Origin of the sequence: Bacillus aerolatus, from assembly GCF_009183655.1 — a bacterium.
GTDB lineage: Bacteria > Bacillota > Bacilli > Bacillales > Domibacillaceae > Pseudobacillus > Pseudobacillus aerolatus.
In genome coordinates this window covers 197,981-222,134 of the sequence record NZ_WEIO01000002.1, presented here as the reverse complement: position 1 = coordinate 222,134, position 24,154 = coordinate 197,981, and the positions used below count along the sequence as shown (strand labels likewise).

The following is a 24,154-nucleotide window of genomic DNA, read 5'->3' as shown; positions in this document are numbered from 1 at the left end:
AAAAACTTGCAGTCTGGTTTTAATCCAATTTTTCTCCTGATAATGCACCGGACTCTTCAAGATGGCGACGGAGCGCGGCATACTCTTCCTCTTTCCAAAAAGAGTCGGATTCAATCAGCTGTCTGGCGTCTTCTCTAGCTACTTCAAGCGCCCGGTAATCATGAACCATATCCGCCACTTTGAATTCAGGCAAGCCGCTTTGTTTTTTACCAAAGAAATCGCCCGGCCCCCTCAGCTCAAGATCTTTCTCACTTAATACAAAGCCATCATTTGTTTCTGTCATAATCTTCATTCGCTCTTGGCCAATTTCCGTTTTCGGGTTGGCGAGCAATATGCAGTATGACTGCTCTCTGCCCCTGCCAACACGGCCGCGCAGCTGATGGAGCTGGGAAAGACCAAAGCGTTCCGCGTCATAAATCACCATCATCGTTGCATTGGGCACATTCACACCGACTTCGACAACAGTAGTGGATACAAGAATGTGAAGCTGTTGCTCAGTAAAAGCTTTCATCACCGCTTCTTTTTCATCGGAAGGAAGTCGGCCATGCATCAAGCCCACCTCGTAACGCCCATGAAAATATTGCACAAGCTGAGCATGAACATCGAGCGTATTCTGTAAATCAAGCTTTTCTGATTCTTCAATTAACGGGCAAATGACATACGCCTGCCGCCCTTTCACTAATTCTTTTTCCATGAAACCGAGGACGCGGTCAAGCATTTCTTCTTTTGCCCAATACGTTTCAATAATTTTTCTTCCCGCCGGCATTTCATCAATGATAGAAACATCCATTTCTCCAAATACTGTGATGGCGAGGGTTCGTGGAATGGGTGTGGCCGTCATAAAAAGCACATCGGGACTTTCTCCTTTTTCACGGAGAATCCGGCGCTGATTGACGCCAAACCTGTGCTGTTCGTCCGTAATAACGAGACCAAGCCGGTGGAAATTGACTTCTTCCTGAATTAACGCATGAGTGCCCACTAATATATCTATTTCCCCTGATTCCAAGCGTGCCAGCAGTTCCTTCCTGCGCTTTCCTTTAACAGAACTCGTCAATAGCGCTAAGTTCACACCTATCGGTTCAAATAATTGGCTGAGCGATTCCGCGTGCTGTTCAGCCAGAATTTCAGTCGGCACCATGAGCGCTCCCTGGAAGCCTGCTGTCACACTCGCATATAGACAAACAGCTGCCACCGCTGTTTTGCCGCTGCCTACATCACCTTGCAAAAGCCGGTTCATCCGATAAGGGGACTTTATATCCGCACAAATATCGTTAATTACCCTTTTCTGAGCATTCGTCATCGTAAAAGGCAAAGAATCGATAAAGAGCTTCAGCTTATGAATATCATAGGCTTGAGCGATCCCTGCAGAATGCTCTCTTTCAAACTTGCGCAGCGCCTGCATTTTCAGTTGGAAATAAAGAAACTCTTCAAATACAAAGCGCCGCCTTGCCTGTTTCATTTCTTCTTCAGATGCAGGAAAGTGAAGCGAGCGAAGAGCATCCCGGCGGTTCAGCAATTTGTATTGGCGGAGAAACTGCTCCGGAAGAGTTTCTTCCAAATACTCACCATATTGCGACATAGCGAGACCGACATATTTGCGGAACATTTTTTGAGAAAGGGATCCTTTCAGCGAATAAACAGCTTCAAAATCACCTTGTTTGCTGTGAGGGCCTGCCTCAAATTGCTGGGCTGTAATTGTCTGCCTATGTTTATCCCACTTCCCTGTAATAGTCACCGTATCGTTAATGTTCACTTTGTTTTTCAAATAAGGCTGGTTGAAAAAAATGACGTTGACTAAGTATCGTCCGACCAGCACTTTAAACGTTAAGCGTGATTTTTTCTTTGAATAAAACATGATGGATGGCTGGCTGTGAACCTTCCCTTCTACTGTGACACGGTCTTCATGCTCAACATCAGCTAAATCTCGGAGCCGGTAGTCTTCATAGCGGTAAGGAAAAAATTCGATCAAATCTTTTATTGTCCCGATACCCAAGTCATTCAATGATAAAGCCGTTTCCTTGCCAATCCCTTTCAATATTCCAACCGGCTCCATTAGCGGGGACGAATTATTCGTGAGGCTGGAGCGGTGTTCCATAAATTCTTTCCTCCAACTTGCGCCCGGTAGGAGTGGCAGCGAGACCTCCGCCTGCCGTTTCCCGCAGGGCAGATGGCATCGTTTGGCCTATTTTGTACATCGCATCAATGACTTCATCACAAGGGATTCGGCTCGTCACGCCAGCAAGAGCCATGTCTGCCGCGACCATTGCATTAGCTGCGCCCATTGCATTTCTTTTTACGCAAGGCACTTCCACTAGCCCAGCAACCGGATCACAAACTAATCCGAGCATATTTTTTAATGTAATTGCCATTGCCTCTGCACATTGCGCAGGTGTGCCGCCGGCCATTTCAGTAATAGCTGCTGCCGCCATACCTGACGCAGAGCCTACTTCCGCCTGGCATCCACCGGCCGCACCAGAAATAGAAGCATTATTGGCGACAATATAACCAAAAGCTCCGGCAGTGAACAAAAAGCGAATTTTATCTTCCCGGGAAGGCTTCAGCTTTTCCTGAACCGCAAACAGCGTACCCGGCACGACGCCGGCGCTGCCGGCTGTCGGTGTAGCGCAAATCGTTCCCATCGCCGCGTTCACTTCATTCGTAGCTACCGCTTTACTGACAGCATCCAGCAAAAGAGGACCCGACAAGGTATTGCCTTTTTGGATGTACTCCTGCAGTAATACTGCATCTCCTCCTGTTAAACCCGAGAGAGAATGAACGCCTTTTAATCCACGTTCTACGGCTTTTTCCATTACTTCTAAATTTTTACCCATCATTTCCATTATCTCTTCGTAAGATCTGCCAGTTACACTCATTTCCTGCTCGATCATAATATCAGCAATTTTTCTCTGGCTGTCTTCAGCCAGTTTGACAAGTTCAGCCGCATTTTTAAACAAACCGATCCACTCCTTTTCTAAGCTGAATTTATTGGCTTGTTAATCAGCCACTCTTGCTACTTGCGTAATATGAGGCAAACGGCGGATTTCGGCGAGAATATCTTCACTGATCGTCTGATCTACCTCGATTGTCATTAGAGCCATTTCCCCTATGCCTTTTCGAGAAACCTGCATTTGCCCGATATTAATATTATGCTTTGCCAACTCATTGGAAACGGTTGCAATTGCACCAGAACGGTCGTCATGGACAACGAGAATGGCCGGATGATGCCCTGTAAGCTTCAATTCAAAGCCATTTAATTCGATAATTTCAATTTTTCCGCCTCCGATTGAAATACCGACAAGCTCCATTTCCCCCTCATCGTCCCCGATACGAATCTTTGCTGTATTCGGATGATCTGGCACGTTGTTCTCCTTAACAAATTGTATATTCATCCCACGCTCTTCTGCGATAACTACTGCATTTTTTATTCGTTCATCAAATGTATCAAAGTCAAGAAGACCGCCGACAATCGCGACATCTGTTGCGTGTCCTTTATACGTTTGGGCAAATGAGCCGTAAAAAGAAATTACCGCCCATTTCGGTTCCCGGCCAAATAGGCTTCTTGCCACCCGGCCGATCCTTGCAGCACCTGCTGTATGAGAGCTTGAAGGCCCGATCATAATCGGTCCAATTATATCAAACACACTTTTATATTTCACCTTGCTGCCTCCCTTAGTCTATTCCTTTTTTACCTGGTTGATCCGGCTGCTATATAAACATGGTTAAATCCCGCGCACAAAGACTTGAAGCGGGATGACTACACTGTTGATAAAAAACTCTACCATTTCTATTTTACTATGCATAGCAAAAAAATGCACACAAAGAAAAAAGAAGGGAAGTCTCCCTTCTTTTGAATTACTCGACTGCGAAAATAAAGGAATAGAGCGGCTGTTTGCCGTTATGGATTTCAACCTCTACCTCCGCAAATTGTTCTTCAATAAAACCAGACACTGCTTTGACTTCCTCTGCAGAAGCATCTTCTCCGTAAATGATTGTAACGATTTCTGAGTCTTCATCAATCATTGCCTGGAGCAGTTCTTTTGCAGCTTGCGTTTTGTTTTTATCCGTTAACAAGATTTTCCCGTCGGCAATTCCCATAAAGTCATCTTTGGCAATTTCGATGCCATCAATGTTCGTATCACGGACAGCAAACGTAATTTGCCCTGTTTTTACATGAGAGAGAGCAGCAGTCATGGCTGATTTGTTTTCTTCCAAACTTGCTTCAGGGTTATAAGCGAGCAATGACGTCATTCCTTGTGGAATCGTTTTAGATGGAACGACTGCTGCTTCTACTTCTACGACTTGTGCAGCCTGCTCTGCTGCCATAATGATGTTTTTATTATTCGGTAAAATGATAACCTTTTTAGCGTTTACTTCTTCAATGGCTTTGACGATATCTTCTGTGCTCGGGTTCATTGTCTGTCCGCCTTCAATAACCACGGATGCACCAATGCTTTCAAACAGCCTCGCCACTCCTTCGCCCATGCAGACTGTTACAACCCCGAATTCCTGCTTTTCCTTTTTCACTGCCGTAGAAACTGGCGTTCCCCCAGGGCTGCCAACAATATCGCTGTGCTGCTGGCGCATATTTTCAATCTTCATGCTAATCAGGCTGCCGTAGCGCTGGCCATATGTCAATACTTCTCCTGGCTGTTCAGAATGAATATGCACTTTGGCAATTTCATCATCGGAAATGACGAGCAGGGAATCTCCATACTGGCTTAAATCCGAACGAAACTTTTCTTCAGAAAATGGGTTGTTTTTCACCTTACCTTCTTCAAATCGAACCATAAACTCAGTGCAATAACCGAATTCAATGTCCGCTGTATCCATGAAGCTTTGAATGTTTTTATGATGCTGGGCACTGACAAGCTCGTCCATATTCGGAATAATTCCAGCGATTTCAGAGAGTTTTTCTCCCTTCAGCTCTGCTAAGAACCCTTCATATACGAGCAGCAGTCCCTGCCCTCCACTGTCAACGACACCGACTTCTTTTAAAACAGGCAAATGATCCGGCGTGCGGGCTAGTGAAGATCTCGCCTCTTCCACTAGGGATTCCATCACGCCGATAATATCCGTTTGCTTTTTGGAAACTGACGCCGCTTTTTTCGCTGCATCTTTCGCAACAGTTAAAATCGTTCCTTCCACCGGTTTCATCACGGCTTTATAAGCTGTTTCGACGCCCGCTTCAAAAGCCTGGGCCAGTTCCTTACCCGTTACTTCCTGTTTGTTTTCAACAGCTTTGGAAAATCCGCGGAACAGCTGGGACAAAATGACGCCTGAATTTCCGCGCGCTCCCATAAGCAGCCCTTTCGAAAGAGCTGCTGCTGTTTGGCCGAAATGATCACTCATATGCTGCTGTACTTCCTTTGCTCCGGAAGTCATGGATAAATTCATATTCGTTCCTGTGTCTCCGTCAGGAACGGGAAAAACGTTTAGCGCATCTACCATATCAGCATGGGCTGTCAGATGACTTGCCCCCGCTTGGACCATGCCGGCAAACCGCTTTCCATCCAATGAAGTAATTGACACGAATCTTTCCTCCTCACCTACGGATTCGTTACCCGAACCCCTTGCACAAAAATATTTACAGCATCGACGGATAGGCCGACAGTCTGGTCAAGCGTATATTTCACTTTTGATTGCACATTGTTAGCAACTTCAGATATTTTTGTTCCGTAGCTCACAATAATGTACATATCGATAAATACCTGGTCCTCTTCTTGACGGACGACAACACCGCGAGTAAAGTTTTCCCGCCGTAAAATTTCAGTAATTCCGTCTTTTATTTGTTTTTTGGACGCCATCCCCACAATTCCATAGCAATCGACTGCTGCGCCGCCTGCAATCATGGCAATTACATCATTCGAAATATCAATTTGTCCGTACTTTGTTCTAAGCTCAATGGCCACTGAGATCCCCCCTTAAATTGGTGCTATGCTATAGACATTTTACTATACTTGTCTTTTATTTAAAAGAAATCTCCTATCCGCACTATATCATTTCAAAAAGATCCAGATGATGTCAAGGTTTTTTTCTTGAAAGACTTTGCGAGAACTATTGCAATCAAAAAAGTTGTGTGGTAAATTATTAAGGTATCTTTTAGAATATCATGAAGTGTTGAAACCAATTTATTTTCAGCTTCAACGGTGAGGAGTGAATAATATGCCAAAAAAATGTGTTGTAACAGGTCGCAAAGCTCGCTCGGGCAACACTCGTTCCCACGCTATGAACGCCAATAAGCGTACTTGGGGTGCCAACCTGCAAAAAGTTCGCATTCTAGTAGATGGGAAACCTAAACGTGTTTGGGTTTCTGCAAGAGCATTAAAATCCGGAAAAGTTGAGCGTGTATAATACTTTCCAAAAGAAAAACCGGCTGTTAAACAGCCGGTTTTTCTTTTTGTTTTATCATCTATCTCTAGTTATGGCCTGCCTTCACTTTTTCAGTGTGCCAAGCATCGCCTTGACAAGTCCGCCTAAAAATTTAGGCAGTTTAATGGTATAAAATTTCATGATTGCCACCCCTCCAATTTAAAGCTGCTCAATCATCAGAACTTCTTACCACCATTAATATGCCGCCAGTAAATGAAAAAGTACCACTTTCTCCTGCCAGTTCATTACTCACATATAAGGTTGACCCTGCCTGGACAGTGTGATTCTCAAGCGGATATTTAAAGCCGTCCAAAGTAAAGCCAGTCACTTCACCGGAAACAGGAAAAAAAGAAAAATATTTATAGTTCGGATCTTTCCATGCTTTTCTCGTTCCCGGGCCGCAAATAGATAAGCGGTTAAAACGGTCAACCACTTCGATCTGCGTGTCACTGCCTACAATATATTTACTCGTAAGCAAACTCATTGTTCCAAAAAAGTGATCCAATCTGCCTCCTGTGGCTCCTAGGATAAATAATTGTTCAGGTTTCATTTCCATCGCCTTCATCAAAGCAATTTCCAAATCTGTTTCGTCTTTTTCAGGAGGAAATTGATGAACCACTTCTACTTGCTGCTGAATCAATCGCCACTCTTCCGCGGTTACCGAATCAAAATCACCAAAAGCGGCCTGCGGTATAATTCCTCTGTTCAGTAAATAAAGTGTGCCTCTGTCTACGCCGATCCAGTAGACACCCTCCTCCTTGAATGCTTCCAAATCAGCCAACTCCAACTCCGGTCCGCCGGCAACTAAGACCACTCTCAATTTTTTGTACACCTCCTGACAGAATAAATGGAGCCGTAAAAAGCGGCTCCATTTACACATCCTTGACTTGTTTTAAATCGCGGCTGTTTTATTACTGTGTTGATTGCTTAATATCAGCGATTGCCTGCTTCCGGTCTTTTTGATCGTAAATTGCCGAACCGGCCACTAGTACATCCGCTCCTGCATCTGTGCAAAGCTTAGCCGTCTCTATATTCACGCCACCGTCAATTTCTATCAATACATCCAGTCTTTTTGATTCAATCATTTCTTTCACTTCTCGTATTTTCGGTCTGACCGAATGAATAAAAGGTTGATTTCCAAATCCGGGATTTACAGCCATCAGAAGAACAAGGTCAATTTCTTCCAAAATGTGTTGCAGCACATATGCTGGCGTCGCTGGATTTAACACGACCCCAGGTTTGGCTCCAGTTGAACGGATTAATTGAATCGTCCTATGCAGATGCGGACAAGCTTCCGCGTGTACGGTAATATAGTCGGCACCTGCCCGGGCAAATTCCTCAATATAACGGTCGGGATTTTCGATCATTAAATGAATATCTAAAGGCAGCTTTGTAAGCGGACGAACAGCTTCCACTATAAGAGGTCCAATTGTAATATTAGGCACAAAATGACCGTCCATTACGTCGATGTGAATCCAATCTGCTCCGCCAGCTTCCACTTCTTTAATTTCTTCTCCCAGCTTGGCAAAGTCTGCTGATAAAATGGATGGGGCTATTTTTACCACATTAATACCTCGGCTTTCTTTCTTTTATTTCATCCATGAACTGTAAATAGTGTTCGTATCGATAGGATGGCACCTCCTCTTTTTCGACAGCATCTTTGACCGCGCACTTCGGCTCGTTAATGTGCAAACAGCCTCTGAATTTGCACGATTGACTTAGCTCAGCCATTTCCGGAAAATATTGCGAAAGGTCTTCCGCTTCAATTTCTGTTAATTCTAATGAACTAAAGCCAGGGGTATCTGCTACAAGACCTTCTTCCACATTGATTAATTCTACGTGCCGGGTTGTATGCTTTCCGCGGCCAAGAGAATTAGAAATATCATCTGTTTTTAATTCCAATTCAGGCTTAAGAGCATTCAACAGAGATGATTTGCCCACTCCGGACTGTCCGGCAAAAACTGACGTCTTTCCGTGCAAATAGCTTCTCAATTCCTCAAGTGTGACAAGTCTCTCTGATGAAGTTAAAACCACCGTATAGCCGAACGAACGATACTGATCTGCATATCTTTTCACAGTATTCTCTTCTTCTTTACTTAAAAGATCCATTTTCGTTATACAAATGAGCGGTTCTATTTGCTTGGATTCAATTAAAACGAGGAAACGGTCCAGCAAAATCGTGCTGAAGTCCGGTCTGACGGCAGAAAAAACGAGAATCGCCTGATCAACATTAGCAATCGGCGGTCTGACGAGCTCATTTTTTCTTTCTTCAATAGCTAAAATGTACCCTTCCAAATCGTTTTCCGCCTGGTATTCAACAAAGTCTCCAACGAGCGGCGACACTTTCCGCTTCCGAAAAACGCCTCTGCCCCGGCATTGTATAATACGTCCGTTATCTGCCACGTAATAAAATCCGCTCAGCGCTTTCACTATTTTTCCTTCAGGCATTCCATTCCTCCTTACGTCTCTTCTCCAGCTTCCGGAGCATCGGCTTCTTCAGCGTTTGTTTCTTCTCCGTCTTCCGGATATGGAATTGTTTCATCTATAATCACTCTTTGATCGCGAATGACTTTGTAGCCCGCCTTGCTTTCTTTCGTAACGATGAATTCCAGAGTTTTCTTTAAATCCTCCTGAATCGTCAGCACTTCGAACGGTTCCGTCATACTGTGGTTCATATCTTCTATATAAATCTGCACTTCCTGAGGCTGGCCTTCTTCTTCCGGCTCGTAAGGGATCGTAATTTCTTTCGTTACCGTCTTAGGAGGGATTTCTTTTTTGCCTTTAGATACGGTAACTTGGACCTCGTCTCCTTTATTCAACGCTGTGCCTCGATCCGGGTATTGAGAGATAACGAGCCCTTTCGATACAGTGTCCGAATAAGCTTCTTTCGTTACAACGATATTTAGCCCCGTTGATGAGGCATAATCTTTTAAACCTTTTTCGTTATAATCAGTCAAATCGATAAGCGAAATTTTTTCGGGTCCTGTGCTGACAGTAAAAATGACATTTGTTTCATCAGGTATCACTTGATTTTCCGGGTCTGGGTCTTGATCAATAATTGTTCCAGCTGCGCTTTCATCATGCGTCGTCTTTTGTTCAACCGTTTTGAAACCGGCTTCTTCAAGCTCTTCCTTCACTTCATCAAATGATTCACCGCTGTAATCAGCAAAGGAAACAGTTTCTTTACCTGAACTAATGTAAATATTGACAGTATCGCCTTCTTTTATCATCCTGTGAGCGGTCGGGTCTGTTTTAATCACGACTCCTTCTGGCACAGTATCGCTGGACTGTTGTTTCGTTTGGCCGACTTTAAATCCTTTTGTGACAAGTTCAGATATCGCTTCATCAAGCTGCTTGCCGCTTACATCTGGCACGTTTATTTCTTTCGGCCCCAGCAAAGCAGGAACGAGAGCTACGGCCGCTACGGATAAAATAGCGAACAAGGCGAATACAAGTAAAATGATCGGCCATTTCTTTCGTTTTTTCTTTTCTATTGTATTTTCCGGCTGCTTCTGCTGTTTTGTTGTTTCTGCAGGCCGGACAATTGTTGTATCAGGATCTTCCGCAAGCTGGCTGTCCGTAATGACCGGCATTGCTTTTGTTTTTTCTTGATCTTCTCCAATAAAAAACTTTTCTTCATTGGCTCTTTCCGGATCCAATGCTGTCGCTAAATCCTGTTCCATTTCTTCAAGGCTGTTATACCGATGAAATGGATCTTTAGCCGTTGCTTTCAGCACAATGTTTTCCACGCTTTGTGCAATCGCCGGGTTCCACCTTTTCACGGACGGCGTTTCCACCTGCAAATGCTTTAACGCAATGGAAACAGCGGACTCGCCTGAAAACGGCAGCTGTCCCGTCAGCAGTTCAAACATCACGATACCCAAAGCATAAATATCGGATTTTTTTGTAGCTATTCCGCCGCGCGCCTGTTCAGGAGAGATATAGTGTACCGAACCGAGAACCGCATTCGTCTGGGTGATCGATGTCGCACTTAACGCCATGGCAATGCCAAAATCGGTAATTTTCACATTTCCATCCCGGTCCATTAATATATTATGCGGTTTTATGTCTCGGTGAATAATTGAATTGTGATGAGCAAAGGCAATAGCTGAAGCGAGCTGCTTCATAATATCAATTGTTTTTTCCACAGGGATTGGGGAATGTTGCTGAATATATTGTTTTAATGTCATTCCATCCACATATTCCATCACAATATAATTAATGCCTTCCTCTTCTCCCACATCATAAATATTAACTATATGGGGATGAACAAGGCTTGTGGCGGACTGAGCTTCTCTTTGAAAACGCCGGAGAAATTCATCTTCATTCACAAAATCAAGCCGCAGCACTTTTATCGCGACGTCTCTTTCTAGAATGATATCCTGCGCCAAATATACGTTGGCCATTCCGCCGCCGCCGATCATTTTAATGATTTTATAGCGGCCGCTTAGTCGCTTTCCAATTAACATCATGCTCTCACCCGCCTTCAAGGCCAGCAGAATGTTCGAGAATAACAAGAGTTATATTGTCTTCCCCGCCATTTTCATTTGCCATATGGACGAATGAATCGGCTTTTTCCTCAATGGAAAGGCCGGCTTGCAAAATCTGCTGCATGTCTTGCTGTGCCAATTTATTGGATAAGCCGTCTGAACAAAGAAGAATCGAGTCCCCTTGTTCAAAGATAACCGTATAAAAATCTGCCGTTACATCCGGCGCTGTGCCAAGCGCACGCGTTAGTACATTTTTTCGGGGATGGTGCTCAGCATCCTCCTTCGTAATTTCACCCGATTTAACGAGTTCATTTACGAGTGAGTGGTCTTCCGTAATTTGTGAAAAGCCATTTTCATTTAGAATATAGCAGCGGCTGTCCCCAATATTTGCAATCGTACAAAAGCTGGCTGTACAAATTGCTGCAACGAGAGTCGTGCCCATACCGCTGCATTCGGGAAAATCTTTGGCATGTAATAAAACTTTTTCGTTACTTTTTAAAATGGCTGTTTTCAGCCATTGTTCAGCTTGATTCGCGTTTTCAATCCGTTCTATTTTCAGCCATTGCGATTTCATCGTCTCAATGGTCATCTGGCTGGCAACGTCTCCTGCATTGTGCCCGCCCATGCCATCTGCTACGATGGCCAGGCAATCTTTGGCTGCATTAAGAAACACACCGCCATTGTCTTCATTGTGAGGACGAATTCGGCCTTTATCTGTCCGGAAGACAGAATTCATAAGGGCTCACCTCGTTTCTTCTGACCGCTCTTTCGCCCGCAACTGTCCGCAGGCTGCATCGATGTCATGACCTTGTTCGCGTCGAATAGTCACATTGACACCGCGCGTTTTTAGCGTCTTTTCAAACTCAAAGATCTTTTCTTTTGGTGTACGTACATAATCACGTTCGGGTACATAGTTTACCGGGATTAAATTGACGTGGCACTTAATTCCTTTAATAAGCGCCGCCAGCTCTTCCGCGTGTTCAACCGAATCGTTTTCTCCGCCGAACAAACCGTATTCAAAGCTGATTCTGCGGCCGGTTTTCTCGACATAATAACGGACAGCATCCATTAATTCAGGCAGCTTATAAGCTTTATTAATCGGCATTAGCTTTGTCCGCAGTTCATTGTTCGGAGCATGTAGTGAAATCGCAAAGTTAATTTGCATATTCTCATCTGCAAACTTATAGATTTTCGGAATAATGCCGCTTGTCGATACGGTAATGTGACGAGCTCCGATATTCAAGCTTTTATCGTGGTTGATGATTTTCAAGAAAGCAAGCATTTGGTCATAGTTATCGAACGGTTCGCCGATGCCCATGATGACAACTGAACTGACTCGCTCTTCTTTTTCATCGAGTGCCTGCTGAACCTTTACGACTTGCGCCACAATTTCTCCTGCTTCTAAATGGCGTTTTAAACCGCCAAGTGTGGAGGCACAAAACGTACAGCCAATACGGCAGCCGACTTGTGTTGTCACACAAACGGAATTGCCGTATTCATGGCGCATTAGTACCGTTTCAATTGAATAGCCGTCATGAAGTTCGAATAAAAATTTAATAGTACCGTCTGTGGATTCTTGTTGAATCAGTGTTTTTAAAGTCGTGATTGTAAAATGAGCGGCAAGCTTATCTCTTAATGGCTTCGATAAATTGGACATATCCTCGTAGGAAGCGACCCGTTTTTTATATAGCCAGTCGAAAATCTGTTCTGCGCGAAACGGCTTTTCATCGTGCTCTTTTAACCAATCTTTTAATTCTTGCAATTGCAAGGAATAAATGGATGGCAGTTGCTGCTCGTTTCCGGCTTTTTCTCTCGTTGTTGTTGCTTGCTCCATTATTGCACCTTCTTTCTTAATTTGCTGATAAAGAACCCGTCTCCGCCGAAGTCTTGCGGAAGAACTTGGAGCATGTGATTGTCTGTCATTGTCTGAATGACAGGCGGCAGGTTTGTAAGTGCTGCAGGTTCAAAATCAGTCTGGGCTTCTAAAAACTTTTTAACTGTGCCCTCATTTTCTTCAGTATCTGTTGTACACGTACTGTAAACGAGAATACCGCCTTTTTTCAAAAGAGGCGCGACAGCAGCCAAAATATCCAGCTGTATATGTTGAAGAGTAAAGAGATCTTTTTCCCTTTTTACATATTTTATATCTGGTTTTCTTCGCAATACGCCAAGTCCTGAACACGGTGCATCTACTAAAATACGATCAAAACTTTCTTTTTCAAACATCTCTTCCGCCTTGCGGCTGTCCCAAGCTTTTGTTTGAACATTTGTTAGGCCGAGTCGTTCCGCATTTTGTTTAATGAGCTTAATTTTATGGTCATGTAAGTCAAGAGCAGTGACGGATCCGCTGTTAGTTAGTTTTTCCGCAATGTGAGTCGTCTTTCCACCCGGTGCGGCACAGGCATCAAAAATCTTTTCGCCGGGCTGAATATCGAGCGCATAGGCAACAATCATTGAACTTTCATCTTGGATCGTGGCCATGCCGCTTTCAAACACATTCGAACGGGCGGCATTCCCTTTTAAAATACGAATCGCTTCCGGAATGACTTCACTCGGTTCTGCATCGAATCCTTCTGCTTGCAGCCTTTGCAGTACTTCTTCTCTGTTCGCTTTTGTTTCATTTACTCGAATCGTCTGCATCGGTGCTGTCAAATTGATGGCACACATTTCTTTCGTTTTTTCTGTTCCGAATTGGTTCATCCACCTCTTGACGAGCCAAAGGGGATGGCTCGTTTCAATCGAAATCCGTTCGGCTTCATCCGTTATTTCCGAAAAATCACGCAATCCATTTCTCTGCACAGAACGAAGGATACCATTGATAAGGCCGGAAATGCCTTTGTGACCTCTCAATTTGGCAATTTCCACCGCTTCGTGAATAATAGCCCGCTCAGGTACTTTGTCTAAGTACACCATTTGATATAAAGACAGGCGCAGCAGCTGTTGGACCCACGGCTCCAGCTTTTTTTTAATGAACGGATCCAAAAAGAAATCCAATGTTAATTTTCGTTGAATCGTCCCATACGTAATTTCTGTCAAAAGGCCGGCATCTCTTCCAGACAATCCATGTTTTTCGATAGCCGAGTGGAGCAGTAAATTGCTGTAAGACTGATTTTTCTCAACCGCTTCGAGTAGATCAAGAGCGATTTCCCGCACTTGTTTCTTTTTTTGTTTCATTTTATTCTCCTAACTTCTTGCCTGGAGCAAGCTCCGCACCGGCTCCTCTTAAATATTGCTCTGCAGACATGCGCTTTTTTCCAGAAGGCTGTACATCGATCACTTTGATAGCCGTTTGGCTGCCAGTAGCTGCAATAAAGCCATCTTCTTCAAGAGCAATAATGGTTCCCGGTTCTGCTTGTTTGTCAGACTGAACTTTTTCACCCCACCAGATTTTCATCACTTGGCCATCAAGCGTTGTATAAGCAACAGGCCATGGATGCAAACCGCGAATGTGGTTATAAATCTCTTCCCCCGTTTTTGACCAGTCAATCTTTTCTTGTTCTCGTTTAATGTTCGAAGCGAAAGTAGCTTTCGCTTCATCTTGTTTCACAGGAGAAATTTCGCCCGCAACGAGCTTAGGCAGCGTTTCAGACAATAAGCGGGAGCCTGTCTCACTTAATTTATCATGCAAACTGCCGACATGGTCTGTTTCTTCTATTATAACCTCCGCCTGGCTGATGATATCCCCTGCATCCAATTTTTCTGCCATATACATAATGGTAATTCCTGTTTTTTCCTTACCTTGCAAAATGGAGTAATGAATAGGCGCCCCCCCGCGCAGTTCCGGAAGAAGCGAGGCATGAACATTAATGCAGCCGAACTTTGGCGCATCGAGGAGCTCTTTCGGCAAAATTTGACCGTAAGCGGCCGTCACGATTACATCTGGTTCTAAATCGATAATTTGCTGCAACTCTTCCGAGGATTTCAGATTCTCGGGCTGTAAAACCGGAATGTGATGCTTTAATGCTTCCACTTTAACAGGAGGTGGTGTAAGCACCCGTTTTCTGCCCACTGGACGATCGGGCTGAGTCACGACGGACAGAATAGAGTAGCCGTCTTTAATCAGCGTAGACAATACTGGGACAGAGAAATCAGGCGTTCCCATAAAAACGATATTCGTCATGACGTTTCCTCCGTTTCCAGCTCTTGTTCTGATACATACTCTTCTACTTTTGAGGTAAACAAAATACCGTGCAGATGATCGATTTCATGTTGAATCGCCCGGGCTAAAAACCCTTCTGCCTTTAATGTGAAAAAACGCCCTTTTACATCCTGGGCTTTCACCTTGACATAGGAAGGACGCGTCACATGGCCGTATAAGCCTGGAAAGCTTAAGCAGCCTTCTATATCGGTCTCGCTTCCTTTCGCTTCTTCAATGACAGGATTGACAAATGTAATCAAGCCGTTTTCATCTTCAATATCGACGATGGCTAATTGCAAGTCTTTTCCGATTTGAGGAGCAGCGAGCCCGACTCCATCCGCTGCTATCATCGTTTCATGCATATCATTTACGAGCTTTTTTAACTTTTTATCAAATTGTGTAACCGGTTCGCATTTTTTTTCAAGGATAACGTCCGGATAACACACGATCGGTAATTGTGCCAAAATAATCCTCCCTAGTTGTCTTTTTCATGCAACACTTTATTTTACATCATAATAAAAGGGTTCACATCTACGGCAACTTGTAAATTTTTATCTTTTTGCTGTTTCGTATAATGTTCCATCACTGTTTTTAAAATTTCATGCAGTTTCGGTTCCCGTTTGTATTTTATCAAACATTGGTAACGATATCTATCATTGATCCGTGGAATAGGAGAGGCAACAGGACCGAGTATAATAGCTTGATTTGACACACGTGATTGAATATATTGAGTGATTTTTTCTGTCACCCCGGATGCCGTCATCACGTCTTCGTGACTAACCGTGACAAGAGCTAAGTAATAAAACGGCGGATAATTCCCCAGTTTCCTCATCATCATTTCCTGATTGTAAAACTGATCATAATCTTGCTTTCCGGCTAGCTGAATGCTGTAATGCTCCGGTGTGTACGTCTGGATGACAACTTCTCCCTGAAGGTGATGCCGTCCCGCCCGCCCGCTGACTTGTGTTAGCAGCTGAAACGTTTTTTCTGAGGAGCGAAAATCAGGAATATGAAGCATAGTATCTGCACTCAGCACGCCGACAAGCGTAATATTCGGGAAGTCGAGTCCTTTGGCGATCATTTGTGTTCCAAGCAGAATATCCGCTTTTCCTTCTTCAAATTGTCGAAGAAGCTTTTCATGTGCCCCTTTGCGGCTCGTCGTATCGACATCCATGCGCACCACTTTTGCATGGGGAAGCAGCTTGCCAAGTTCGTCTTCCACTTTTTGTGTTCCCGTGCCGAAATAACGGATATGCTCACTGTTGCATTCCGGACACTTCGAAGGCACGAGTTCTTCAAAGCCGCAATAATGACATTTCATCCGATGGCTTTGCCGGTGATAAGTTAACGAAATATCGCAATGCGGGCACCCAGCCACATAGCCGCAATCTCGGCACATAATAAAGGAGGAATGGCCGCGGCGGTTTAGGAAAAGAACCGTTTGCTCTCCTTTTTCAAGACGGTCTGTCAGTTTATCAAACAATGCATGTGAAAACATCGACCGGTTGCCGCTCCGCAATTCTTCACGCATATCAATGATTTCCACATCTGGCAGCTGTTGATTATTCATTCTTTTAGGAAGTGTGAGCAATTGATACACTCCTTTTTGCGCCCGTGCAAAACTTTCCAGAGAAGGAGTCGCACTCCCTAAAATAACTGGACAATGATAAAAATCTGCCCTTTTGATCGCCGTTTCTCTAGCATGATACCGAGGATTTTCCTCTTGTTTATAGCTTGTTTCATGTTCCTCATCAATAATAATGATACCCAAATTTTCAAACGGTGCGAACACTGCTGAACGGGCGCCTACAACCACTTTTACTTCTTTCCGCTGAATCTTGCGCCACTCGTCATATTTTTCACCGATGGATAAGCCGCTGTGCAACACGGCGACGTCATCTCCGAAGCGGCCTTTAAAGCGGTGAACCATTTGCGGCGTCAATGATATCTCGGGAACGAGCACAATCGCTTCTTTGTCTTTTTCCAAGACGCGCTGGATCGACTGCAAGTAAATTTCCGTTTTCCCGCTCCCGGTAACACCGTAAAGCAGGAACGTTTCGTGGCGGTTCTCTTCTATTGCTCCAAGAACAGGAGCAATCGCTCCTTGCTGCTGGTCAGTCAATGGCAGCGGCTGCGTTTGCTCAAATTCTCTGTCTTCATACGGGTCGCGATACATTTCCTGCTGACGTTCAAATAAAAACCCTTTCTCTATCAGGCTTTTCAACGTGCTGCTCCCAGCCCCCGCCCTATCCATTAGTTCTTTTGCTGAAAGAAGGGAAGTCTCGGAGCGGGCTAAGTAATTCAATACATCTTTTTGTTTTTGCGCATTGGCGGGAAGGGAGTCTAAACCGGCAGAAAGCTCTTCAGGTGACAACGACAGACCAATCATTCGTATGTTCTTTTTTTGGCCTCTACTTTTGACTTTATAGATAAGTTCAATCCGATCTGCTTTTATTTCCTGGCGCAAAGAGCTGAGCACGCCCGCTTTAGCTGCTTCATCCCAAGTCAATTCCGCACGTTTATTGAAAAAAGCGGCTATCTCTTCATTTAGGAGCTCTTCTTCTCCCCTTAGCCGGAATATTTTTTCATATTTGGCCTTCATGGCAGCAGGAAGCATTGCCTGGTAAGCCGAAATTTTAAAACAAAGCGTTGTTTCTGTCAGCCAGTCGGCAAGCTCAAGCAGTTCCGAATTTAAAACCGGCACCAGATCCATTGGTTCTACAAGAGATTTCAGTTTTTTCACATTCGATCCGCTTTTCAATTCTGTAACAAACCCCTGGATTTTCCTTGGACCGAACGGAACGACCACTCTCATTCCCGGTTGAATCATGCCTGTCCATTTTTCTGGAATCGTATAATCGAATGCTCTGTCTGTCTGCATCGCCGCTACGTCCACAATGACACTGGCTACTTGCATTCACTTTCACCCTTTTTTAAGTCAGCAGCTGCTTCTTGCAAAATTTCTCTCGCTGCTGCTTTTTTAGTCATTAAATCAAATTCTTTTTTCGTTCCGTCTTTTTTAAAAATAGATATAATGTTCGTTTCACTGCCGAAGCCTGCTCCGTCTAATTTGACATTGTTAGCTACAATCATATCCACTTGCTTCGTTCGCAGCTTTCTTCTGGCATATTCCTCGACATTAGCCGTTTCAGCAGCAAAACCAATCAGCATTTGATGTGTTTTTTCTTCTCCGAGCGTTTTTAAAATATCTTTTGTACGCTCCATTTCAATGATTAAGTCGCCTTCTTGCTTTTTCATTTTTTCCTTATGAGTCACTTTTGGGCGGTAGTCGGCAACAGCTGCTGTTTTAACCACTATGTCACTCTCTGCGAATTTCTCCATGACGGCCTGGTACATATCTTCCGCACTCTGAACTTGTTTTACCTCTACTCCCGCCGGCGGATCTATAGAAACCGGACCAGTTATTAAATGCACCTCAGCGCCCATATCACGGGCAGCTTCTGCCAAAGCGTACCCCATTTTTCCAGTGGAATGATTCGTTAAAAAACGGACCGGATCAATCACTTCCCGCGTCGGACCAGCTGTAACGACCACTTTTTTGTCTTTCAACGGCAACTCTTTTTTTTGCTTAAAAAATTGTGCCACAAGACCGACAATTTTTTCCGGCTCTTCCAGGCGGCCTTTGCCAACGTATCCACACGCCAAAAACCCTTCTCCAGGCTCGACAAATTGCCAGCCAAAACCCGCAAGCGTGGCAAGATTTTTCTTCACTGCCGGATGATCATACATATGAACGTTCATCGCTGGGGCTACCCAGACAGGTGCTGTCGAAGCTAACAATGTGGTAGTAATCATGTCGTCAGCAATTCCGTTAGCCAGCTTTCCAATCATATTGGCGGTAGCTGGTGCGACAACAATTAAATCAGCCCAGTCTGCCAAATCAATATGGGCGATAACTTCAGGATGTTTTTCATCAAATGTATCCGTATAAACATCATTTCGTGACAGCGCCTGAAACGTCAATGGTGTCACAAACTCGCGGGCAGATGATGTCATGATCACCTTTACTTCAGCTCCCGCCTGAACTAGTTTGCTTGTTAATGCAGCCGCTTTATAAGCAGCAATCCCGCCAGTGACGCATAGCAGGATTTTCTTTTCACTTAACATATTGACCCTCCATTTTTTGCTCGAACGAAGCGGCCATGCCGCTGTTCCATTGTTTTATATATTCTTGCCTTCTTTTTCACCTTTACGTGTAAAAAAATAACAACCTTTCAAAGGTTGTTATTCTTGTTGTTGCTTTATACTTCGTCCGTGTAAATCTCGTTTTTATCTTTCTCTTTCATCGTTAATCGATCGGCATAAATTTCTTCTAACGAGCGGCCAACGTATTTATGAGAAACATACGAATCCAGCAATTGAGTGGAGTCGTTTTCCTGCAGGCTGCGGGCACGTTTGGCGGCAATGCTGACTAAAGAATATTTAGAATCAATTTTCGTTAACAAATTATCAATAGATGGATATAACATATTAATCACTCTCCAACATTTTTTTATAGCGGTGCTGTACGCGCTCCCGGCGGCAATGCTCAGCGACAACGATCGACTGTATACGGCTGCACGCTTTTTCGACTTCGTCGTTTTCCACGACATAATCATACAAGCTCATCATTTCAATTTCTTTTCGGGCTTTCTCCATTCGTCCTTTAATCACTTCATCACTTTCCGTTCCGCGGTTGATGATGCGGCTATGGAGCTCGGAAAGGCTCGGCGGTGCCAAAAATATAAATAACCCTTCCGGAAATTTTTCCCGTACTTGACGCGCTCCCTGCACTTCAATTTCCAAGAAAATATCTCTGCCGGCATCAAGAGTTTCCCTGACATAGTCAACGGGTGTACCGTAATAATTACCGACAAACTCCGCGTGCTCCAACAGTTTTCCTTCAGAGATCAACTGCTCGAACTCTGCTCTCGATTTAAAAAAATAATCGACCCCATCCACTTCGCCTGTCCGCGGTGCCCGCGTCGTCATTGAGATCGAATATTCAAATTTAACGTCCGGCTGTGAAAAAATTTCTTTCCTTACCGTTCCTTTCCCTACCCCGGAAGGTCCTGATAAAACAATCAGCAAACCTTTTTCTTTCATGCCTTTCCCTGCCCTTCTTCAGCTTCTTCTTCTTTGGAGACAATTCGCTGGGCGACTGTTTCCGGCTGGACAGCGGATAAAACCACATGGTCGCTGTCCATGATAAGCACCGCTCTCGTTCTTCTTCCATATGTAGCATCAATTAGTGTCCGCGCCTCTCTCGCTTCTTGCACAAGCCGTTTGATCGGCGCCGATTCCGGACTGACAATAGATACGATCCGATTCGCAGACACGATATTGCCGAATCCGATATTAATTAATGGAATGGACATAAAGTTCCCCCAATATAAAAGCGATTTTATGAAAATCAGCTTTTGCTTATTCGATATTTTGCACTTGCTCCCTCATTTTTTCAAGGCGTGTTTTCAATTCAACCACACCTGAACTAATAGTGGAATCATTTGCTTTTGATCCGATTGTATTCACTTCACGGTTCATTTCCTGAATCATAAAGTCCAGCTTTCGCCCGACTGGCTCCTCTAGTTGAAGTGCCTGCCGGAATTGTTGTATGTGACTTTCAAGCCGGATGCATTCCTCATGAATATCTGACTTGTCTGCAAACAGAGCGACTTCCACTGCCACTCTGTCCCGTTCAAAAGTGGAAGAAGTGAGTTCATATATCCGGCGTTCGAGTCGTTTACTATAGGCTTCAACGACTAAAGGAGCCATCTTTTTGACTTCCAGTAACTTTTTTTCCAAACTGGTTAATAATATAAGTAAATCTTTCTTTAATTCTTCACCTTCTGCCCGGCGCATGACGTAAAGGCGTTCTGCTGCTGATATGACTGCCTCAAGAATGAGTCCTTCCAATGCGGCATTTTCTTCTCCGCTTTCCTCGATTGTAATGAAATCGGGCCGTTGCAGCAAATCCGTCAAGTTAAGCTTTCCTGACAAGGCGTACTTTTCAGATGCTTCATTCATTAGGCCGACAAATTCGCCGATCAGCTTCCAGTCCGCATGAAGTGTCCGGTGCATAAGCCCTTCTCCTTCAATGGAGATAAATAACTCGACCCGGCCCCTTTGTATGTATTGTGACAATTTCTTCTTTATTTTATCTTCAATTTTCATTAATTGCCTTGGCATTTTTATTTGAAATTCACTGAAGCGGTGATTGACCGACTTCATTTCTACGGTAACCGCAAAATCGGCTGATTTAATTTTACTTCTGCCAAACCCTGTCATACTATTCACCATCAGCCACTCACATCCCGTCGACATAATAAAAAGGCAATAGAGTCCACTCTACTACCTTTTGCATTATAGCATATTTTATCTTCTTTTTCTTGCAAAAAATGATCCAGCAAGCAAAAATGTCGGGATGGCTCCAATTCCAAAAACGAGCAGCCATTCTCTTTTTGCGAGCGGCACCGTGTGAAAGATAGTTTGCAGTTCCGGTATATATATAACAGCGACCATTAATAAAAAAGAAGAAACAACGGCCGCTATTAAATACATATTGCCGAATGGATTGCGGGCAAGAACCGACCGTTCACTCCGGCAGTCAAACACATGAATAAGCTGAGCAGTAACGAGTGTAGCAAAGGCAACTGTCTGGGCGTACACAAGATTTTCCGGGTGCTGTTGATAGGCGATGATAAAGGCGATGAGTGTGGCAGTGCCAATTAAAAAACCGCGGGAGACAATTTTCCACGCCAGCCCTCTTGCGAACACTCCTTCTTTCGGATGTCTTGGCGGCCGTTTCATCACATCTTCTTCTGCTTTATCAAGCCCGAGGGCTAGCGCGGGAAGACCGTCAGTAACTAAATTCACCCATAAAATTTGAATAGGAACGAGCGGAAGCGGCATCCCCAAAACCATGGCAAACAGCATAACTAAAATTTCACCGACATTGGACGCCAGCAAATAGCGAATGAACTTGCGGATGTTTTCATAAATATTTCTGCCTTCTTCCACAGCCGCTTTAATCGTGGCAAAATGATCATTCGCCAAAATTAACGAAGAAGCTTCTTTTGCTACATCTGTTCCCGTGATCCCCATGGCTATACCGATGTCAGCTGCTTTAATCGCAGGAGCGTCATTCACGCCGTCTCCCGTCATAGCAACGATATGTCCATTTTTTTGAAGCGCTTTAACGATCTTTAATTTGTCTTCCGGAGAAACCCGGGCATACACAGCCGTGTGTTCCGCTGCTTCTTCCAGATCTTTCTCTGTCATCTGGCTTAGCATCTGTCCATCTAAAATATCGGACTTCTTACCGGAAAGCCCTAAATCGCCGGCGATAGCTGCGGCCGTTTCTTTATGATCACCGGTTATCATTATCGTCCTAATACCGGCCTGCCGGCATTCAGCGATCGCTTGCTTCACTTCAGAACGCGGAGGATCAATCATTCCTTCCATCCCAATAAATGTCAAGCCCGCTTCAACTTCTGCGGCATCAGCAACCTTACTAGTATTTTGCAGCGGTTTATAGGCAACAGCAATGACTCTCAAGGCTCTCCCTGCTAACACTTGAAGTATATCTTCAGTTTGCTTTCTGTATGGGTTGGAAAAAAGCTGTTTCTTTTCATTCCATAAAATATAGTCGCTTTTGTTCAATAAAACATCCGGCGCTCCTTTTGTCACGGCAAAGCGCTGGCCATGCGCATCTTTAACAACAATAGTCATCATTTTTCTTTTTGAATCAAAAGGAAATTCTTGTTCAATTGTAAATGTTTCCAGAAGTTGTTCACGACTCAATCCCGCTTTTAAGGCAGCTGTAAGCAGTGCGCCTTCCGTTGGATCACCTTGAATGACAAATTCGTTTTCTTTTCTTTTTAGTTCTGCATGATTGCAAAGCAGCCCGAATGTAAGCAGCTGATATAGGCTTTTTTCCGAAGCAGGAGAGATTTCCTCTGTATCTTCGAAAAACTTCCCTTTCGGTTCATATCCTTTTCCGCTGATTCGCCAATGCTTGCCGCTGCTCCATACATCTGTGACTGTCATTTGGTTTTGAGTCATCGTTCCTGTTTTATCAGAACAAATGACTGTCGTACACCCGAGCGTTTCAACAGCAGCGAGCTGCCGGACGATCGCTTTTTGTTTGATCATGCGTTGTACACCTAGTGATAAAGCAACAGTAACAATAGCAGGCAGCCCTTCAGGAATAGCAGCCACCGCTAAAGACACGCCCGTCAACAGCATCGTATATAATTCGTGGCCTTGAGCAAGGCCAATGACTACGACAAGCATCGTCAAGAACAATGCAGCAGCGATTAGTATTTTCCCAAGCTGTTCGAGCCGGCGCTGCAACGGTGTTTCTGCCCGCTGTGCATCTTGAAGCATAGAAGCAATATTTCCCATTGCTGTTTTCATTCCGATCGCTGTGACAACGCCTGTGCCGTTGCCGCGGGTGGCTAACGTGCCCATGAACGCCATGTTTTTCATGTCCGCAAGCGCAGGAGTTTCTTCTCTTAAAGGCGCGGCATGTTTTTCAACCGGAACGGATTCCCCGGTCATAGCCGACTCTTCGATTTCCAAGTTAATTGTTTCTAGCAGCCGGACGTCCGCTCCAATACGGTCGCCCGCAGAAAACTTTACAATGTCTCCGGCTACGATTTCAGCTGACTGAATTTTCTTCCACTCACCATCGCGCAAAACGAGTGACTGCGGAGCGGATAATTCCTTCAATGCCTGCAGAGATTTTTCTGCTTTTCTTTCCTGCAAAAACCCGAGCAGCCCATTGATGATGATGATCGCAAAGATAGCGGCGGAGTCGATGTACTCTCCCATTAAAGCGGAGATGACAGTGGCCGCAATGAGCACAAGAACCATAAAATCTTTAAACTGGCGAATGAACACAAGCCAGGCAGAAGGCAGCTTTTCTCCAGTCAATTCATTGCTTCCGTGTTCACGATTCCGCCTCTCAGCTTCTTCCGTTGTTAAACCGCGCTGAATGCTTGTCTGAAGTCTCGTTTCTACTTCCTCTTGTTTCAGCTCGTGAAAATTCATCTCCTCACTCCCTTTAACGGACAAACTTGTCCTTCTCATAGCAAGATTATTCAGCAGCAAGCAAAAACATGTTATGATTTACTTAAGTTTTATGAACAGCCAA

23 protein-coding genes are annotated in these 24,154 nt (G+C 44.4%); 1 reads left to right on the top strand and 22 read right to left on the bottom strand.

Annotation, left to right across the window (positions count from 1 at the left end):
* Window positions 1-19: 19 nt before the first annotated feature.
* The 5 genes from recG to F9802_RS04690 form a co-directional block, all read right to left on the bottom strand.
* Window positions 20-2,095 (bottom strand): ATP-dependent DNA helicase RecG, encoded by a 2,076-nt coding sequence (gene recG, locus F9802_RS04710; RefSeq protein WP_152150003.1) that lies wholly within the window; start codon window positions 2,093-2,095, stop codon window positions 20-22.
* Window positions 2,067-2,954, bottom strand: coding sequence for an L-serine ammonia-lyase, iron-sulfur-dependent, subunit alpha (gene sdaAA / locus F9802_RS04705; protein ID WP_152150002.1), 888 nt, complete (start codon window positions 2,952-2,954; stop codon window positions 2,067-2,069). The genes recG and sdaAA overlap by 29 nt, the downstream gene beginning before the upstream one ends.
* Window positions 2,955-2,993: 39 nt before the next feature.
* Entirely contained in the window at window positions 2,994-3,656 is a 663-nt protein-coding gene (gene sdaAB / locus F9802_RS04700) for an L-serine ammonia-lyase, iron-sulfur-dependent subunit beta (RefSeq protein ID WP_152150001.1), read from the bottom strand.
* Window positions 3,657-3,852: 196 nt separating this feature from the next.
* Window positions 3,853-5,529, bottom strand: coding sequence for a DAK2 domain-containing protein (locus tag F9802_RS04695; RefSeq protein WP_152150000.1), 1,677 nt, complete (start codon window positions 5,527-5,529; stop codon window positions 3,853-3,855).
* Between the two features lie 17 nt (window positions 5,530-5,546).
* On the bottom strand, window positions 5,547-5,909 hold the full coding sequence (locus tag F9802_RS04690; RefSeq protein WP_152149999.1) for an Asp23/Gls24 family envelope stress response protein: 363 nt from the start codon (window positions 5,907-5,909) through the stop codon (window positions 5,547-5,549).
* A gap of 253 nt (window positions 5,910-6,162) precedes the next feature.
* Here F9802_RS04690 and rpmB point away from each other — a divergent pair, with 253 nt between their 5' ends.
* Window positions 6,163-6,351, top strand: coding sequence for a 50S ribosomal protein L28 (rpmB, locus tag F9802_RS04685; RefSeq protein WP_041099906.1), 189 nt, complete (start codon window positions 6,163-6,165; stop codon window positions 6,349-6,351).
* 81 nt (window positions 6,352-6,432) lie between these two features.
* On the opposite strand, the gene spoVM is transcribed toward rpmB, so the two are convergent.
* From spoVM to F9802_RS04600, 17 genes are all read right to left on the bottom strand, one after another.
* Entirely contained in the window at window positions 6,433-6,510 is a 78-nt protein-coding gene (gene spoVM, locus F9802_RS04680; RefSeq protein WP_082090066.1) for a stage V sporulation protein SpoVM, read from the bottom strand.
* Window positions 6,511-6,538: 28 nt separating this feature from the next.
* Window positions 6,539-7,183 (bottom strand): thiamine diphosphokinase, encoded by a 645-nt coding sequence (locus F9802_RS04675; protein ID WP_225435205.1) that lies wholly within the window; start codon window positions 7,181-7,183, stop codon window positions 6,539-6,541.
* A 97-nt stretch (window positions 7,184-7,280) separates the two neighbouring features.
* Window positions 7,281-7,934 (bottom strand): ribulose-phosphate 3-epimerase, encoded by a 654-nt coding sequence (gene rpe, locus F9802_RS04670; RefSeq protein ID WP_152149997.1) that lies wholly within the window; start codon window positions 7,932-7,934, stop codon window positions 7,281-7,283.
* Between the two features lies 1 nt (window position 7,935).
* Complete coding sequence (gene rsgA, locus F9802_RS04665) at window positions 7,936-8,817, bottom strand: ribosome small subunit-dependent GTPase A (protein WP_152149996.1); 882 nt, start codon at window positions 8,815-8,817, stop codon at window positions 7,936-7,938.
* 11 nt (window positions 8,818-8,828) lie between these two features.
* Window positions 8,829-10,838 (bottom strand): Stk1 family PASTA domain-containing Ser/Thr kinase, encoded by a 2,010-nt coding sequence (gene pknB / locus F9802_RS04660; RefSeq protein WP_152150280.1) that lies wholly within the window; start codon window positions 10,836-10,838, stop codon window positions 8,829-8,831.
* A gap of 7 nt (window positions 10,839-10,845) precedes the next feature.
* Window positions 10,846-11,595 carry a Stp1/IreP family PP2C-type Ser/Thr phosphatase gene (locus F9802_RS04655; protein WP_152149995.1) on the bottom strand — a complete coding sequence of 250 codons (750 nt, stop codon included), beginning with the start codon at window positions 11,593-11,595 and terminating at the stop codon, window positions 10,846-10,848.
* 6 nt (window positions 11,596-11,601) lie between these two features.
* Window positions 11,602-12,693: a 23S rRNA (adenine(2503)-C(2))-methyltransferase RlmN gene (gene rlmN / locus F9802_RS04650; protein ID WP_152149994.1), complete on the bottom strand. Its 1,092-nt coding sequence runs from the start codon at window positions 12,691-12,693 to the stop codon at window positions 11,602-11,604.
* Complete coding sequence (gene rsmB / locus F9802_RS04645) at window positions 12,693-14,033, bottom strand: 16S rRNA (cytosine(967)-C(5))-methyltransferase RsmB (protein ID WP_152149993.1); 1,341 nt, start codon at window positions 14,031-14,033, stop codon at window positions 12,693-12,695. The genes rlmN and rsmB overlap by 1 nt, the downstream gene beginning before the upstream one ends.
* A 1-nt stretch (window position 14,034) precedes the next feature.
* Window positions 14,035-14,979 carry a methionyl-tRNA formyltransferase gene (gene fmt / locus F9802_RS04640; protein ID WP_152149992.1) on the bottom strand — a complete coding sequence of 315 codons (945 nt, stop codon included), beginning with the start codon at window positions 14,977-14,979 and terminating at the stop codon, window positions 14,035-14,037.
* Complete coding sequence (gene def / locus F9802_RS04635; RefSeq protein ID WP_152149991.1) at window positions 14,976-15,461, bottom strand: peptide deformylase; 486 nt, start codon at window positions 15,459-15,461, stop codon at window positions 14,976-14,978. The genes fmt and def overlap by 4 nt, the downstream gene beginning before the upstream one ends.
* A gap of 41 nt (window positions 15,462-15,502) precedes the next feature.
* Window positions 15,503-17,914, bottom strand: a complete 2,412-nt coding sequence (priA, locus tag F9802_RS04630) for a primosomal protein N' (RefSeq protein ID WP_152149990.1) — start codon at window positions 17,912-17,914, stop codon at window positions 15,503-15,505.
* Window positions 17,905-19,125, bottom strand: coding sequence for a bifunctional phosphopantothenoylcysteine decarboxylase/phosphopantothenate--cysteine ligase CoaBC (gene coaBC / locus F9802_RS04625; protein WP_152149989.1), 1,221 nt, complete (start codon window positions 19,123-19,125; stop codon window positions 17,905-17,907). Before coaBC ends, priA begins: the two co-directional genes overlap by 10 nt.
* 134 nt (window positions 19,126-19,259) lie before the next feature.
* On the bottom strand, window positions 19,260-19,487 hold the full coding sequence (gene rpoZ, locus F9802_RS04620; protein ID WP_152149988.1) for a DNA-directed RNA polymerase subunit omega: 228 nt from the start codon (window positions 19,485-19,487) through the stop codon (window positions 19,260-19,262).
* Between the two features lies 1 nt (window position 19,488).
* Window positions 19,489-20,103, bottom strand: a complete 615-nt coding sequence (gene gmk / locus F9802_RS04615) for a guanylate kinase (protein WP_152149987.1) — start codon at window positions 20,101-20,103, stop codon at window positions 19,489-19,491.
* Window positions 20,100-20,375, bottom strand: coding sequence for an extracellular matrix/biofilm regulator RemA (gene remA, locus F9802_RS04610; RefSeq protein WP_152149986.1), 276 nt, complete (start codon window positions 20,373-20,375; stop codon window positions 20,100-20,102). The genes gmk and remA overlap by 4 nt, the downstream gene beginning before the upstream one ends.
* A gap of 46 nt (window positions 20,376-20,421) precedes the next feature.
* Window positions 20,422-21,297, bottom strand: coding sequence for a YicC/YloC family endoribonuclease (locus F9802_RS04605; RefSeq protein WP_152149985.1), 876 nt, complete (start codon window positions 21,295-21,297; stop codon window positions 20,422-20,424).
* Window positions 21,298-21,372: 75 nt separating this feature from the next.
* Window positions 21,373-24,051 (bottom strand): cation-translocating P-type ATPase, encoded by a 2,679-nt coding sequence (locus F9802_RS04600; RefSeq protein WP_152149984.1) that lies wholly within the window; start codon window positions 24,049-24,051, stop codon window positions 21,373-21,375.
* Window positions 24,052-24,154: the final 103 nt, after the last annotated feature.

Excerpts from the sequence above, each read along its gene's own strand:
- recG (WP_152150003.1), bottom strand. The coding sequence starts at position 2,095 with ATGGAACACCGCTCCAGCCTCACGAATAATTCGTCCCCGCTAATGGAG.
- rpmB (WP_041099906.1), top strand. The coding sequence starts at position 6,163 with ATGCCAAAAAAATGTGTTGTAACAGGTCGCAAAGCTCGCTCGGGCAAC.
- spoVM (WP_082090066.1), bottom strand. The coding sequence starts at position 6,510 with ATGAAATTTTATACCATTAAACTGCCTAAATTTTTAGGCGGACTTGTC.
- rsgA (WP_152149996.1), bottom strand. The coding sequence starts at position 8,817 with ATGCCTGAAGGAAAAATAGTGAAAGCGCTGAGCGGATTTTATTACGTG.
- pknB (WP_152150280.1), bottom strand. The coding sequence starts at position 10,838 with ATGTTAATTGGAAAGCGACTAAGCGGCCGCTATAAAATCATTAAAATG.
- F9802_RS04655 (WP_152149995.1), bottom strand. The coding sequence starts at position 11,595 with ATGAATTCTGTCTTCCGGACAGATAAAGGCCGAATTCGTCCTCACAAT.
- rlmN (WP_152149994.1), bottom strand. The coding sequence starts at position 12,693 with ATGGAGCAAGCAACAACAACGAGAGAAAAAGCCGGAAACGAGCAGCAA.
- rsmB (WP_152149993.1), bottom strand. The coding sequence starts at position 14,033 with ATGAAACAAAAAAAGAAACAAGTGCGGGAAATCGCTCTTGATCTACTC.
- fmt (WP_152149992.1), bottom strand. The coding sequence starts at position 14,979 with ATGACGAATATCGTTTTTATGGGAACGCCTGATTTCTCTGTCCCAGTA.
- priA (WP_152149990.1), bottom strand. The coding sequence starts at position 17,914 with ATGCAAGTAGCCAGTGTCATTGTGGACGTAGCGGCGATGCAGACAGAC.
- coaBC (WP_152149989.1), bottom strand. The coding sequence starts at position 19,125 with ATGTTAAGTGAAAAGAAAATCCTGCTATGCGTCACTGGCGGGATTGCT.
- rpoZ (WP_152149988.1), bottom strand. The coding sequence starts at position 19,487 with ATGTTATATCCATCTATTGATAATTTGTTAACGAAAATTGATTCTAAA.
- gmk (WP_152149987.1), bottom strand. The coding sequence starts at position 20,103 with ATGAAAGAAAAAGGTTTGCTGATTGTTTTATCAGGACCTTCCGGGGTA.
- remA (WP_152149986.1), bottom strand. The coding sequence starts at position 20,375 with ATGTCCATTCCATTAATTAATATCGGATTCGGCAATATCGTGTCTGCG.
- F9802_RS04605 (WP_152149985.1), bottom strand. The coding sequence starts at position 21,297 with ATGGTGAATAGTATGACAGGGTTTGGCAGAAGTAAAATTAAATCAGCC.
- F9802_RS04600 (WP_152149984.1), bottom strand. The coding sequence starts at position 24,051 with ATGAATTTTCACGAGCTGAAACAAGAGGAAGTAGAAACGAGACTTCAG.